We start from the raw sequence: 13,389 nt of genomic DNA, 5'->3' as shown, positions 1-13,389 counted from the left end.
TCTTTCAGGACTCCTTGCAGAACTCGCCGATCGGAAGGCCCACGTGCCGTTGCTCGGCAGCGATGTAGCCGAGCAGTTCGTCGCCGCGCTGGAGTTCGGTGACGTTGCGGACCTTGCCGCCGGGGCCGAGCACGCGGACGTGCCAGTCGTCCTGCACCATCAGGTGGACCTCGACGCCCTCCGGCGAGCGCGCGGAGATCGTGAGCATCGGGCGTGACTCGAGCTTCGCCCTGCCGACGGTGATCTCGCGGGTGCGGCCTTCGGCGTTGACGGCGAGGACCTTGCTGCCGGACCGCAGTTCGGACAGGTAGTTGGTGCGGTTCGCCGGGCCCAGCACGTAGGAGTGCAGCGCGCCCGCGTTGACCCGGAACGGCCGCGTCGGCATGTAGGGCAACGGATGCGTTTCGCTGCAACAGAGGATGAAGCCCGACGAGAACGAGCCGACGAGGATGCCCTCGTCCTCCTCGAAGTGCGAGGCGGTGTCGACGCAGACCCGGTCGCCGAGTCCGTTGTGGGTCAACGCTTCCACGGTGAGCGTGGTCAGGATCAGCGGCGGGGACGTGACTTCCAGCAGTCGCGCCAGTCTGAACACGTCGGTCGCGTCGGCAGGGGCCATCAGCACGCCGTCGGAGCCGTGTTGCAGGCATTCGAGGACGATCGCGGCCTCGACGAGGTCGGTCACGACGGTGACGAGCTTGCCGGGTGCGCCGTCCGCCGCGGCGATCACGATCTCGAGCGGGATCTTCGTCGGGTCGGTGAACGCGACGACCGTGTGGTCGAGCCGTTCCGCTGCGGCACAAGCGAGTTTGAGCGTGCGGTCGTCGCTGACCGTCACGAACGCGGAACCCGTGGCCAACCGGTCGAGCTGGTCCTGCTCGTCCACCACCACGGTGACGAGGTGCGGGCTCTCGACGTGGTTCCCGGTCAGCAGCACGCGGGTGATCGTCGGTGGCAGGTCGTCGAGCAGCGCGGGATCGTCCGCGACGACGCCGGCGATCCGGCTGTGCACCGCCGCGTCGATCACGGCGGTCCGCTGCGCTTCCGGGACGGTTCTGAGGTCGATCCAGGCGAACTTCACCGGTTCTCCAAGGTGGCGGTCAGTGCGTGCATGAGGCTTGCGTCGGTGGGCGCGTGGACGATCGACGCCAGTTCCGCGACCAGTTGCATCGGCGCGGGCGAGGTGAAGACCCGCCGTCCGACGGCGAGACCGGAGCAGCCGGCGGCCATCGCGGCACTGGCGTGGCCGGCGACGCTGTTCGCGGAGGCTGGGCCACCCGCGACGATCACCGGAATCGGGCAGCTGGCCACGACCTCGGTCATGTCGTCGGCCAGGTTGGTCTTGACGATGTCCGCGCCGAGGTCCGCCGCGATGTTGACGACGTGGGCGAGCAGCGCGGAGTCCCTCGGGTCGGTGACGCGGGGCCCGCGGGCGTAGGCCATCACGACCAGCGGGACGTTCCACGAGTCGCACGCGGCCGCGACCGTGCCGAGATCCGTGAGCTGGCGCGACTCCGTGTCGGAACCGATGTTGACGTGCACGCTCACCGCGTCGGCGCCCAGTCGCAGCGCCTCGTCCACCTCGCCGACGAGCACCTTCGCGTTGGCGTCGGCCATGTGCGCGGTGCCTGCGCTCAGATGGACGATCAACGCGCATCCGCCCAGCACGGCGGGGTCGATCGTGCGCACCCGTCCTTTGTGGACGATGATGGCGTCCGCGCCGCCCTGCACGACAGCGCGGATGAGGTCCGTCCACCGATCTCGCGGCACGACCGGACCGTCCGAAACGCTGTGGTCCAACGGCACGAAGAGATATCTGTCGTCTTGTGGACGGGAAAGGCGTCGCAGCCGCAACGCTTTCCTCATGGCGTTCACACCCTTCGATCGTTTGGTGTCAACAGGGTGTAGTAGGCCGTGCACGCAGCGGCAGGTGTGAGCTGCCGATAATTCCCGGGTTATGGGCCTGACAGACCAATGCCGCTTACGACGGTGACAGCGCGTCATCTGGTGACACCCGCGTGGCCGTGTTTGTGGATCGGTAACTGCTTTAGGCTTCGTCAGTGCGAATGGAGCTGAGACATCTGCACGTGGTGCTGACCGTGGCACGAGCAGGCAGCATCAGCAGGGCCGCCTCCCAGCTGAAGATCGCCCAGGCCGGGCTCACCGCCCAGGTGAGGCGCATCGAGGCGAGTCTCGGCGGCCCGTTGTTCCTGCGCCGCACCGATGGCGTGGAACTCACCGAACTCGGCCGGCACGTGGTCCTGCGAGCCCAGGACCTGGTGGAACACTTCGACGACCTGCTGGTCTCCTCGCGCAAGCTGGCCGAACGCGGCGAGTCGGGCATCCGCCTGGGCGGGGTGGCGGGCTCCCCGACCGCACTGCTCGTCGGCGTGGTCCGCGAGATGCTCCCCGGCCTGCCGCAGACCACTCACATCGAACGCGGCGGCGACGCGGTGCTGGAACTCGTCCGCACCGGCGACCTGGATCTCGCGCTGGTGGTGGAGTTCCCGCGCAGCCCGTTGCGCTTCCCCAAGGCGGTGGGCCTGCGCGGCGTGGTCACGGAACGCATGCTGATCGGTGTGCCAGTGGGCCACCGCCTGTCCGGCCGCAGCGAGGTGCTGCTGTCCGAGCTGGCCGGCGAGGAGTGGGTGGCGCCGGACGAGAACCACGGCGGCCGCCTCAACCTCGACCTGGCCTGTGAGGCCGTGGGCTTCACCCCGCGCTGCGCCCACTTCGGCGTGGACCCGGTGGCGGCGGCGGACCTGGTGCGTTCCACCGGTGCTGTGGCGGGTTTCTTCCCCGGCCCCGACGTGCCGGGCGTGCTGCTCAAACCGATCATCGGCAACCCGTTGCACCGGCGGATCACCCTGGTGTGGAACACCGACGTCGACGTCGCCGAACACGTGGACGACGTGCACGCCGGACTGCTGCGCGCCTACCGCGACCGAACCCCGCACTCGGGCCGGCTGCTGGCGTCATGACTGGGGCGGCTGCGGCGGGTTCAGCTGCGAGAAACGTGCACCAAGGGACGGACTTCGCACATCAGGACGTCGGGCGCGGGGCTTTCGGTCCGAGCACGTCCACGGCCGCCAGCCAGGCAGCGCCCGCCGCGCCCTCCGTCGCCATGATCACCTGAGCGTTGCAGCGCGTGAGCAGTTCCTGCTTCAGGTGGGTCCCGACCGGCGTCTTGATCAGGCTGCCGACCAGCACGATCGGGGACGTGTCGGAGGGCTCGCGCACGGCTGAGGCGGTGTCGGCGAGCAGTCGCGCGGCGGAACCGACGATCGCGAGCGCTTCCGGGTCGCCGTGGTGGTAGGCCGAGCTCACCAGCGGGGCGAACCGCGCCAGTGCGATCGGGGGCTGGTCGTTGACGGCGTTGATCAGCTGGCCCCGGTTCTTCGCGCCCGCGGCGGTCAGGACGGCGGTGGCCAGGCCTTCCAGCGGTGCGTCCACGTCCAGCAGCCGCAGTGCCGCCCGGACTGCCTCGCGGCCCAGCCAGAACGCCGAGCCGTCGTCGCCGATCAGCCAGCCGTAGCCGCCGGACTGGGCGATCATGCGGTGGCCCGCGATGCGGCCCGCGATGGAACCCGTGCCCGCCACCAGGACCGTGCCGTCGGGGGAGGAGGTGCCGGTGGCGAAGGCGGCCTCGCAGTCGGTGATCACGCGCATCGGGCAGTGCAGGCCCGCGCGTTCCCAGGCCTCGCGGAACAGCGCGGAGATCGCGGGATCGGCCAGTTTCGAGGCGCCCGCCATGCCGAGCACGCCGGAGCGGACCTTGCGGGAGTCGAGGCCGTCCAGGGCCTCCGCCAGCGCCTCGCCGATGTGGGCGGCGGCGACCGTCGGTGGGTGCGAGTTCGGGTTCGCACCGCCCGCCAGGCCCTGGCCCAGGCGGGCGCCGTCCAGATCGAGCACCAAAGCCCTGGTTGACGTGCCGCCGGCGTCGAGTCCCACAACCAGGTCCATAACGACCGAGTATGCCGAGACCCGCTCACCTTAGGCACGCCCAACCGGGTGTCACCTCACGAAGGCGCGGTTACCGCTTGCGTTGTGGTGGAAGAACACCAACGATCCGGACGCAGGCCGATCACCCGGACGTACCACTGTGGACAGTCCGGGAACGATCAAGCCGTAGTCGAACGTCACGGCGGGCGTGACGTCGACCAGGTCGTCCGAGTCGGCGGGCGCGGTGTAAGGACTCAGCACACCGACGGTGTAGGTCACCGGGCCGGACGGCAGAGCCGCCCGCGACACCGGCAGCACCACGACGTCGCTGTCGAACAGGTTCGTGTCGGTCGCGCCGTCCAGGCCGTTCAACGGCTGCTCGTCCACGACCTCGTCCGACCCCGCGACCTTGGTCCTGGCGAGCCAGAGGTCGGCGGTGATGTCGCCGTCCGGGTTGGTCGGCTTCACGGCGGTGGTCACGAAGTCCTTGCCACCCACCGAGAACTTCACCTCCGGCTGGATGTTGCTGCCGATGTTCGCCCAGGTGCTCCAGGTCGCGACGCCGAACGCCAGCAGGTCCGAGGTCGCCGTCGCGCCCACGTACCGCAGGTCGCCGCCACGGGCAGTGCGGTTGATGGCGCAGTTGTCCTGCACGTCAGGGCCGCAGTCCGCGAGCCGGTCGGAGCGCGCGCCGAGCGTCAGCACGGTCATGCGGGACTGGTAGTCCGGCTGGTCGAGGCCACGGCCCGCGACCCGGCCACCGGCCGCGGTCAGCCGCGACACCGGCTTCGGCGCCGCGTAGACGGGCACGTGCAGCGTCCGGTCGCCGGTGAACGTCACCTGGCCGGACGCCTCCGCCAGGAACTGACGACCCTCGTCCAGCGCGACCGTGGGATCGGGGGTCTTGCGCAGCGCGGCGGGGTTCGAGATCCGCAGCTGCACGGGCACCGACGCCGAACCACCCGGCGGCAGGGACACGTAAGGCACGATGACCTGGAAGGACACGCCGGGCACAGCGGTGATCGGGTCGAAGCGGGCGTTCAGCCGGACGGTCTGCGAACCCTTGTTCACCAACCGGATCGTGCGGCTGAGCAGCACAGGACCGGCGGCCTCGACCGTGCCGAACGACGCGTCGCCCAGCGCCAGCACGTCGGACGACAGCGCGGCGAGCCCGTCCACCCGTCCCGCGCCGACCCGCATCGGCGCCTCCCGCACGCCGTCCGCGTTCCTGATCACACCGGAGGCGGTGTTCATCAGCGCGGCCTTGATCTCCGCGACCGTCCACTTCGGATGGACCTCGCGCAGCAGTGCGGCGATCCCCGCCACGTGCGGCGACGCCATCGACGTACCGCCCATCGAGACGCCGGACGAGGCCGTCCCTGAGGCGGCGGAGAAGATCGTGTCACCCGGCGCGGCCACGGCGATCGACGAACGGGAACGCGACGACGACGGCGTGATCGTGTCCGCGATCGCCGGTTCCACGGACGGCACCGCGACCTTCAACGCCGAGGTCAGGTGCACGCTCAGGGTTCCGGCCTCCAGGGCGGGACGCAGCGCGGACGAAGCCGTCGCCGTCAGCTGGAACGCGGGGATGTGCGCGTTTCCGGCGATTCCGGCCGCGAACACCGGCAACGTCGTCGGCAGCAGCACCCCGGCCGCTCCGGCCTTCCAGGCGTTGTCGGTGCGGGCACCCGAACCGCAGGCGCGGGTGGCGTCGCTGTCGTCCCACTCCAGCCAGACGATCTTCCCGGTCAGCGCCTCCGAGATGGGCTTGCAGCCGTCCACATCGGACTTGAGCCGCACGACCGGCAAAGTCAGGTCGAAAGAGTCCTTGAAGTTCTGGCTGTACTGGCCTGGGAACTGCTTGCCCGCGACCTCCAGCCCGTCCAGCATCGAGAACGAGTCGCGGCTGTTCGCCACGGAGATCGCCTCGGGGGTGTTGCCGGGAGAGCCTCCGACGTCGTAGAAGTCGCCACCGTTGCCGGCCGCCGCGACCACGACCACGCCGTGCTCCACGAGCTTGCGCACGAACAGCGAGTCCGGGTCGTCCGGAGCACCGAAGTCGCTGCCCAGCGACAGGTTCACGACGTCGAGCTTGTCGGAGAAGTCGCCGTCGCCGTTGGGGTCGAGCGCCCAGTCCAGCGCCTGCGCGGTCAGGTTCGTGCCGCCCTCGCAGCCGAACACCTTCAACGCGTAGAGCGACGCCTTGGGGGCCGTGCCCGGTCCGATCTTCAACGAGTCGAGGTCGACCGACGAGTAGGAGCCGCGATAGGTCGTGCCGTCGGCGTTGACCCCGTACCCGGCAGCGGTCCCGGCGACGTGCGTGCCGTGGCCCTCGCAGTCCAGCGGGTCCGCGTCCGGCTCCGGGATCGACCCCGACGAACCGGTGTAGGCGTCACCCGCGAAGTCGTGGCCGCCGACGACCTTGGCGGTGGGGAACGTGCCCCCGCCGAAGTCCGCGTGCCGGTAGTCGATGCCGGTGTCGATCACGCCGATCCGCACGCCGTCGCCGAACTTCCCGAGCGACTTCCACACCTCGGACGTCCGGGTGAGGCGGACGGCGTGGGCGTTCGAGAGCTTCTTGGGGACCATCCGATGTACGGCACGCACCTCGGGCATGCGCGACAAAGCCGACAAGCGTGACTTGTCCGCCGACAGCACCACGCCGGGCACCGCGTTGGTCGTTCGGGCGACTTCCCGGCCACCGGACCGGGACACCACCCGGGAAACGTGCTCAGATGTCCTGTCCCGGGCTGAACGCGCCTGCGCAACGTTGCTCGCGTCCGCTGCTGCGGTCGAGGTCAGCTCCACGAAAACGGTTACAGGCCCGGTGGGGCCGGATGGCGCGAGCAGTGCGCCCACCAGGAGCGACGCGGTCGCCAGATTCATGATCAACCTCTCCTATTCATCGGACGACTTCACGCTGGGCCCTAGACGAAGGCGACCTCGCAGGGCTATACATCCGATGTATTTCGTAGGGTGTGAGCAGAGGAGGAACGGCCGTGCAGTTCTTGCGCCTGGGGCCGGTCGGCGCCGAACGTCCTGCAGTCAGGACCGACGACGGGACCACATACGACCTCCTGCCGATCACCCCGGACATCGACGGGGCGTTCCTCGCGAACGACGGCGTGGCGCGGGTGCGAGCCGCACTCGAAGCCGGTGAGCTGGGGGCGCTGAGCACCGAGGACGTGCGCGTCGGGCCGCCGCTCGCGCATCCGGGCAAGGTCATCTGCATCGGCCTCAACTACCGCGACCACGCGGAGGAGACCGGCGCGGACATCCCGGGCGAGCCGGTGATGTTCCTCAAGACGCCCGACACGATCGTGGGCCCGTACGACGAGGTGCTCGTGCCCCGCCGGTCCGTGAAGACCGACTGGGAGGTCGAGCTCGGCGTCGTCATCGGCCGCACCGCTCGCTACCTCGAGTCCGAAGAGGACGCTCTGGCGTGCGTCGGCGCGTACGTGCTCTCGCACGACGTGTCCGAGCGCGAGTTCCAGATCGAGCGCGGCGGGACGTGGGACAAGGGCAAGAACTGCGAGACGTTCAACCCGCTCGGCCCCTTCCTCGTGCCCGCCGACGAGATCGCCGACCCGCAGAGCCTGGAGATGCGGCTCTGGGTGAACGGCGAGATCAAGCAGAACTCGTCCACCAAGAACATGATCTTCCCGGTGGCGGAGATCGTCCGCTACCTCAGCCAGTTCCTTGTCCTTCGTCCGGGTGACGTCATCAACACGGGTACACCCGCTGGTGTCGCGCTCGGCCAGCCGGAGCCGAAGCCGTACCTGCGCGCCGGTGACGTGGTCGAGCTGGAGATCGAAGGCCTCGGCAGGCAGCGGCAGATCCTCGGGCAGGCGTGATGCCCAAGATCACCGCACTGGACGTCCTCGACATCCGGTTCCCGACGTCGCGCGAGCTCGACGGCTCCGACGCGATGAACCCGGACCCGGACTACAGCGCCGCGTACGTGGTGCTGCGGACCGACGACGGACCCGAGGGCCACGGGCTCGCGTTCACCATCGGCCGGGGCAACGACGTGCAGGCCGCCGGCATCAGGGCGCTGGCTCCGCACATCGTCGGCAAGGACGTGCCGGAGAACGCGAAAGCGCTGGCGGAGCTGTACTTCGAGCTCATCGGCGACTCGCAGATCCGCTGGCTCGGCCCCGAGAAGGGCGTCGCGCACATGGCGATCGGCGCCGTTGTCAACGCGGCCTGGGACCTCGCCGCCCGCCGCGCCGGACTGCCGGTCTGGCGGTTCCTCGCGCAGATGACGCCCGAGGAGATCGTCAGCCTCGTCGACTTCCGGTACCTGAGCGACGCGCTGACGCCCGACGAGGCGTTGCAGATCCTGCGCAAGGTCGAGCACGGCAAGGCTGAGCGCACGGAGACCATCGCCCGCGACGGATATCCGGCCTACACGACGTCACCCGGCTGGCTCGGCTACTCCGACGAGAAGCTCGCCGGACTCGCCCGCCAGGCCCTCGCCGACGGCTTCGACATGATCAAGCTCAAGGTCGGCGGCAGCCTCGACGACGACGTCCGCCGGATGAAGCTCGCCCGCGAGGTCGTCGGCGACGACGTCCGGGTGGCCGTGGACGCGAACCAGCGCTGGGACGTCGACACGGCCGTGCGCTGGATGCGTGAGCTCGCGCCGTTCGACCCGTACTGGATCGAGGAGCCCACCTCCCCGGACGACGTGCTGGCGCACCGCGCGATCGCCGACGCGCTGGCCCCGATCAGGATCGCCACCGGCGAGCACGTGCAGAACCGGGTGATCTTCAAACAGCTGCTCCAGGCCGGCGCGATCGACGTGCTGCAGCTCGACGCGTGCCGGGTCGCGGGCGTGAACGAGAACATCGCGATCCTGTTGCTGGCCAGGAAGTTCGACATCCCGGTGTGCCCGCACGCCGGCGGCGTCGGCCTGTGCGAACTGGTCAGGCACCTGTCGTTCTTCGACTACGTCGCCGTGTCCGGCGAGGTCGGCGAGCGCGTGATCGAGTGGGTCGACCACCTGCACGAGCACTTCCTGGACCCGGCCGTCGTCGAGAACGGCCGTTACCTGGCACCCGCCGCACCGGGCTTCTCCGCACAGCTCAAGGACGAGACGCTGGCCGACTACGTCTACCCCGAGGGTCCTGTGTGGACGGCACTGGAGGCTGAGGATGACTGACTTCGAAGGACTCGTCGCCGTCGTCACGGGCGGCGCGTCCGGCATCGGGCTCGCGACGGCGGAACTGCTCGCCTCGCGCGGTGCGACCGCGGTCGCGCTGGACCTCAACCCGGACGTGAAGGACCCGATGGTCGGGATCCGCGCGGACGTGTCGGACGACGAGAGCGTGAAGGCCGCCATCGACGAGGTCGTCGAACGGTTCGGACGGCTCGACGTCGTGGTGAACAACGCGGGCATCGGGTCGCAGGGCGACGTGGCGGCCAACTCCGACGACGAGTGGCTCAAAGTGCTCAACGTCAACGTGCTCGGCATGGTCCGCGTGTCGCGGGCCGCGTTGCCGCACCTGAAGAAGTCGCCGTCCGCGGCGATCGTCAACACCTGTTCCATCGCTGCCTGGGCCGGGCTCCCGCAGCGTGCTCTCTACTCGGCCAGCAAGGGCGCGGTGTACTCGCTGACGCTCGCGATGGCCGCCGACCACGTGCGCGAAGGCATTCGCGTCAACGCGGTCGCCCCCGGCACGGCGGACACCCCGTGGGTGGGCCGTCTGCTCGACTCGGCGCCGGACCCGGCCGCCGAACGAGCCGCGTTGGAGGCACGCCAGCCGCACGGCCGGCTCGTCTCCGCTGATGAGGTCGCGGGAGCCATCGCCTACCTGGCGAGCCCGCTGTCGGGGTCCACCGCCGGCACGATCCTCGCGGTCGACGGTGGCATGTATGGCCTGCGCTTGCGTCCCAAGCAGTCATGAAAGGCAATTCAACGATGAAGCGTCGCAACCTCACCGCCGCGGTGTGCCTCGCGCTCGCCGGTGCACTGACACTGTCCGCGTGCGGCGGCGGTGCCACCGGCACCGGTGCCAGTGGCGTCGGCCCGATCGGCGCCGACCACCCGCGGGCCGACACCGACTTCTGGAACTCCTACATCAAGTACTTCCCGGAGAAGGCCAAGGACCTCGGCGTCAACCTGCTGAACCCGACCAACTCCCAGAACAAGGTCGAGAACCTGGTCGCCAACGCCCAGTCGCTGCAGTCGCAGGGCGCCAAGGCGATCATCATGGCACCGCAGGACACCGGCGCCATCGCGTCCACTTTGGACCGGCTGGAGAAGGCGAACATCCCCGTCGTCACCGTCGACACCCGTCCCGACAAGGGCAAGACCTACATGGTCGTGCGCGCGGACAACAAGGCGTACGGCGAGAAGGCCTGCAAGTTCCTCGGCGACAAGCTCGGGGGCAAGGGCAAGGTCGTCGAGTTCCAGGGTGCGCTGGCGTCGGTCAACGGCCGTGACCGCTCCGAGGCGTTCGCCGCCTGCATGAAGCAGAACTACCCCGGCATCACGGTGTTCGAGGAGCCGACCGACTGGGAGGGCCCGAAGGCGTCTGCGGCCCTGCAGACCAGGCTCAACCAGCACCCGGACATCAACGGCATCTACATGCAGGCCGGCGGCGCGTTCCTCACGCCGACGCTGCAGGTGTTGCGGCAGAAGAACCTGATCGTGCCGCCGACCGACCCGAAGCACATCTTCATCGTCTCCAACGACGGCATCCCGCAGGAGCTGGAGGCGATCCGCAAGGGCGAGATCGACGCGACCGTCTCGCAGCCGGCCGACCTCTACGCGCAGTGGGCGCTCTTCTACGCGAAGGCCGCCGTTGAGGGCAAGACGTTCCAGCCCGGCAAGACCGACCACGACTCCACCATCGTCGACACCGGCGCCGGCCGCCTGGAGGACCAGCTCCCGGCACCGCTGATCACCAAGGAGAACGTCGACGACAAGGCGTTCTGGGGCAACCAGATCTGATGAACGACTTTGCTGCTGTCGCGCGTGGCGTGACGAAGAGGTTCGGGCAGACGCTCGCGTTGGACGACGTGGGCATCGAGATCCGGGCCGGTGAGTCGCACGCGCTCGTCGGTCGCAACGGCGCGGGCAAGTCGACGCTGGTCTCCGTCCTCACCGGCATGCAGACGCCGGACGCGGGCGAGGTCACCTTCTTCGGCGAACCCGCGCCGCCCGTCGCCGACAGTTCGGCCTGGCGCCGGCATGTCGCGTGCGTGTACCAGAAGTCGACGGTCGTGCCGGAGCTGTCGGTCGCCGAGAACCTGTTCATCAACCGGCAGGACCTCGGCGGCGGGCTGATCAAGTGGAAGAAGCTGCGTGCCGAGGCTTCCGCGCTGCTGGAGACCTACGACGTCGCGGTGCACCCGGACGCGTTGGTCTCGACGCTGACCGTCGAACAGCGGCAACTCGTCGAGATCGCGCGGGCGCTGTCGATCGGCTCGCGGTTCGTGATCCTCGACGAACCGACCGCGCAGCTCGACGGCCCGGCGATCGAGCGGCTGTTCGACCGGATGAGGTCGTTGCAGGACAAGGGGGTGACGTTCCTGTTCATCTCCCACCACCTGCAGGAGGTCTACGAGGTCTGCCAGACGGTGACGGTCTACCGCGACGCGCGGCACATCGTCACCGCTGCGGTGGCCGAGATGTCGAAGCCCGACCTGATCGAGGCGATGACCGGTGAGGTCGGCGGGCTCAACGTCCCCAGCGGTGACGACCGGCCGTCGTCCGTCGAAGAGGTTCTGACGGTGTCCTCGCTGAGCGGGGACCACTTCTCGGACATCTCGCTGTCGGCCACCCGCGGCGAGGTCATCGGGCTCGCGGGCAGTGCGTCGTCGGGCAAGCACGAGTTCGCCGAAACGGTCTACGGGCTGCGCAAGCCGTCGTCCGGCTCGATCTCGGTGGACGGTGCCTCGGTGCGCGGCGGCGATGTTCCGGCTGCTTTGAAGGCTGGAATCGGCTGTGTGCCACGGGATCGGCACCACCAGGGGCTCGTGCTCGACCTGTCGATCGCGGAGAACGCGACGATGAGCACGGCGGGCGCGTTCGTGTGGCCGGCCGCTCAGCGTTCGGCGGGTTCGACCGCGATCGCCTCGTACGACGTCAAGGCCGCGGGCCCGGACCAGCCGGTCTCGGACCTGTCCGGCGGCAACCAGCAGAAGGTCGTGATGGCGCGTGCGCTGGCAGGCGACCCGTCCGTGCTGGTGCTGATCAACCCGACCGCGGGTGTCGACGTGAAGTCCAAGGAGTCGCTGCTCGGGGTCGTCGACGCGCAGGCGCGCCGGGGCAAGGCCGCGATCGTCGTCTCGGACGAGCTCGACGACCTGCGGGTCTGCGACCGTGTTCTGGTGCTGTTCCACGGCCAGGTCGTGCGGGAGTTCTCCCGCGGCTGGCGCGATCAGGAACTCATTGCGGCAATTGAAGGAATGAGCTCGGAATGACGAAGGCCATGACTCCGCCGGTGTCGGCGACAGCGCAGCCGGAGAAGCAGAGGTTCCGGCTGGCGCGGTACCAGGACCTCGCGCTGGTCCCGGTGATCATCATCCTGCTGATCATCGGGGCGATCCTCTCGCCGATCTTCCTGACGCCGAACAACCTGATCGCCGTGCTGACCCAGCAGAGCGAGCTGTCGTTGCTGGTGCTGGGCCAGGCGATGATCCTGATCGTCGGCAAGATGGACCTGTCGCTGGAGTCGACGGTCGGTCTCGCCCCCGCACTCGCGGTCGCGTTGATCATTCCCTCGTCCGCCGGTGGGCTGGACGTCGGTCTGGCCGCGTGGCTGGCGTTGCCGTTGTGCATCCTGATCGGCGTCGCGATCGGTGGCCTGAACGGGTTCCTGATCCTGAAGGTCGGGTTGTCCGGGTTCATGGTGACGCTGGGCATGCTGACGATGCTGCGCGGTCTGCAGCTCGCGATCACCGAGGGCAAGTCGCTGATCGACGTGCCGGAGTCGTTCCTGTACCTGGGTTCCACGACCTGGGTCGGGCTGCCGGCGGCGGTGTGGATCTGCATCGTCTGTTACGCGGCGGGCATCTTCGTGCTGAAGTACCTGCGCGCCGGGCGTTCGTTGTACGCGATCGGCGGCAACTCGGAGGCCGCCCGTGCGGCCGGCATCCGGGTCGACCGGGTGGTGTGGACCGTGCTGATCATCGGTTCGGTGCTGGCCGTGATCGCGGGCATCCTGATGACCGGACGGCTCGGGTCCGTCGCCGCGACGCAGGGCGAGGGCATGATCTTCCAGGTCTTCGCGGCGGCGGTGATCGGCGGGATCTCGCTGAACGGCGGCAAGGGCACGCTGTTCGGTGCGTTGTCCGGCGTGCTGATGCTGGGGCTCGTGGAGCAGATCCTGCGGTTGCAGGGCGTGTCCGGCTTCTACATCAAGGCCTCGTACGGTGCGGTGATCATCCTGGCGTTGATCGTGACGCGGTTCGCCACCGGCCAGAAGCAGGAGTGAG

11 protein-coding genes are annotated in these 13,389 nt (G+C 69.1%); 7 read left to right on the top strand and 4 right to left on the bottom strand.

Annotated features, from left to right (window positions below):
- Positions 1-4: 4 nt before the first annotated feature.
- Both ACH413_RS14440 and ACH413_RS14435 read right to left on the bottom strand, forming a co-directional pair.
- Positions 5-1,078, bottom strand: a complete 1,074-nt coding sequence (locus ACH413_RS14440; protein ID WP_360048641.1) for a 3-dehydroquinate synthase II — start codon at positions 1,076-1,078, stop codon at positions 5-7.
- The gene (locus ACH413_RS14435; protein ID WP_360048640.1) at positions 1,075-1,863 is read right to left on the bottom strand and encodes a 2-amino-3,7-dideoxy-D-threo-hept-6-ulosonate synthase; all 789 of its coding nucleotides are present in this window, start codon (positions 1,861-1,863) and stop codon (positions 1,075-1,077) included. Before ACH413_RS14435 ends, ACH413_RS14440 begins: the two co-directional genes overlap by 4 nt.
- 200 nt (positions 1,864-2,063) lie before the next feature.
- Between ACH413_RS14435 and ACH413_RS14430 the strand changes: the two genes are divergently transcribed.
- Positions 2,064-2,978, top strand: coding sequence for a LysR family transcriptional regulator (locus ACH413_RS14430; RefSeq protein ID WP_360048690.1), 915 nt, complete (start codon positions 2,064-2,066; stop codon positions 2,976-2,978).
- Between the two features lie 61 nt (positions 2,979-3,039).
- On the opposite strand, the gene ACH413_RS14425 is transcribed toward ACH413_RS14430, so the two are convergent.
- Both ACH413_RS14425 and ACH413_RS14420 read right to left on the bottom strand, forming a co-directional pair.
- Positions 3,040-3,960: a BadF/BadG/BcrA/BcrD ATPase family protein gene (locus ACH413_RS14425; RefSeq protein ID WP_360048638.1), complete on the bottom strand. Its 921-nt coding sequence runs from the start codon at positions 3,958-3,960 to the stop codon at positions 3,040-3,042.
- A 51-nt stretch (positions 3,961-4,011) separates the two neighbouring features.
- Positions 4,012-6,828 (bottom strand): S8 family serine peptidase, encoded by a 2,817-nt coding sequence (locus ACH413_RS14420; protein ID WP_360048636.1) that lies wholly within the window; start codon positions 6,826-6,828, stop codon positions 4,012-4,014.
- 113 nt (positions 6,829-6,941) lie between these two features.
- Here ACH413_RS14420 and ACH413_RS14415 point away from each other — a divergent pair, with 113 nt between their 5' ends.
- Genes ACH413_RS14415 through ACH413_RS14390 form a run of 6 tightly spaced genes read left to right on the top strand, consistent with a single transcriptional unit; the run spans position 6,942 to position 13,388 of the window.
- Entirely contained in the window at positions 6,942-7,796 is an 855-nt protein-coding gene (locus tag ACH413_RS14415) for a fumarylacetoacetate hydrolase family protein (protein ID WP_360048634.1), read from the top strand.
- The gene (locus tag ACH413_RS14410; RefSeq protein ID WP_360048633.1) at positions 7,796-9,106 is read left to right on the top strand and encodes an enolase C-terminal domain-like protein; all 1,311 of its coding nucleotides are present in this window, start codon (positions 7,796-7,798) and stop codon (positions 9,104-9,106) included. Before ACH413_RS14415 ends, ACH413_RS14410 begins: the two co-directional genes overlap by 1 nt.
- On the top strand, positions 9,099-9,851 hold the full coding sequence (locus tag ACH413_RS14405; protein ID WP_360048631.1) for an SDR family oxidoreductase: 753 nt from the start codon (positions 9,099-9,101) through the stop codon (positions 9,849-9,851). Before ACH413_RS14410 ends, ACH413_RS14405 begins: the two co-directional genes overlap by 8 nt.
- A 14-nt stretch (positions 9,852-9,865) precedes the next feature.
- Positions 9,866-10,900, top strand: coding sequence for a sugar ABC transporter substrate-binding protein (locus ACH413_RS14400; protein ID WP_360048629.1), 1,035 nt, complete (start codon positions 9,866-9,868; stop codon positions 10,898-10,900).
- Positions 10,900-12,375, top strand: coding sequence for a sugar ABC transporter ATP-binding protein (locus ACH413_RS14395; RefSeq protein ID WP_360048627.1), 1,476 nt, complete (start codon positions 10,900-10,902; stop codon positions 12,373-12,375). The genes ACH413_RS14400 and ACH413_RS14395 overlap by 1 nt, the downstream gene beginning before the upstream one ends.
- Complete coding sequence (locus ACH413_RS14390; protein ID WP_360048625.1) at positions 12,372-13,388, top strand: ABC transporter permease; 1,017 nt, start codon at positions 12,372-12,374, stop codon at positions 13,386-13,388. Before ACH413_RS14395 ends, ACH413_RS14390 begins: the two co-directional genes overlap by 4 nt.
- The last annotated feature ends 1 nt before the right edge of the window (position 13,389 follow it).

The organism is Lentzea sp. NPDC020367, from assembly GCF_044387305.1.
Taxonomy (GTDB): Bacteria; Actinomycetota; Actinomycetes; order Mycobacteriales; family Pseudonocardiaceae; genus Lentzea.
The sequence above is the reverse complement of the archived record's forward strand: the minus strand, read 5'-3'. Positions and strand labels throughout refer to the sequence as shown.

Bases quoted from the DNA above. Each gene is read 5' to 3' on its own strand.
- ACH413_RS14430 (WP_360048690.1), top strand. From the start codon at position 2,064: ATGGAGCTGAGACATCTGCACGTGGTGCTGACCGTGGCACGAGCAGGC.
- ACH413_RS14395 (WP_360048627.1), top strand. From the start codon at position 10,900: ATGAACGACTTTGCTGCTGTCGCGCGTGGCGTGACGAAGAGGTTCGGG.
- ACH413_RS14400 (WP_360048629.1), top strand. From the start codon at position 9,866: ATGAAGCGTCGCAACCTCACCGCCGCGGTGTGCCTCGCGCTCGCCGGT.
- ACH413_RS14405 (WP_360048631.1), top strand. From the start codon at position 9,099: ATGACTGACTTCGAAGGACTCGTCGCCGTCGTCACGGGCGGCGCGTCC.
- ACH413_RS14435 (WP_360048640.1), bottom strand. From the start codon at position 1,863: ATGAGGAAAGCGTTGCGGCTGCGACGCCTTTCCCGTCCACAAGACGAC.
- ACH413_RS14425 (WP_360048638.1), bottom strand. From the start codon at position 3,960: ATGGACCTGGTTGTGGGACTCGACGCCGGCGGCACGTCAACCAGGGCT.
- ACH413_RS14420 (WP_360048636.1), bottom strand. From the start codon at position 6,828: ATGAATCTGGCGACCGCGTCGCTCCTGGTGGGCGCACTGCTCGCGCCA.
- ACH413_RS14390 (WP_360048625.1), top strand. From the start codon at position 12,372: ATGACGAAGGCCATGACTCCGCCGGTGTCGGCGACAGCGCAGCCGGAG.
- ACH413_RS14410 (WP_360048633.1), top strand. From the start codon at position 7,796: ATGCCCAAGATCACCGCACTGGACGTCCTCGACATCCGGTTCCCGACG.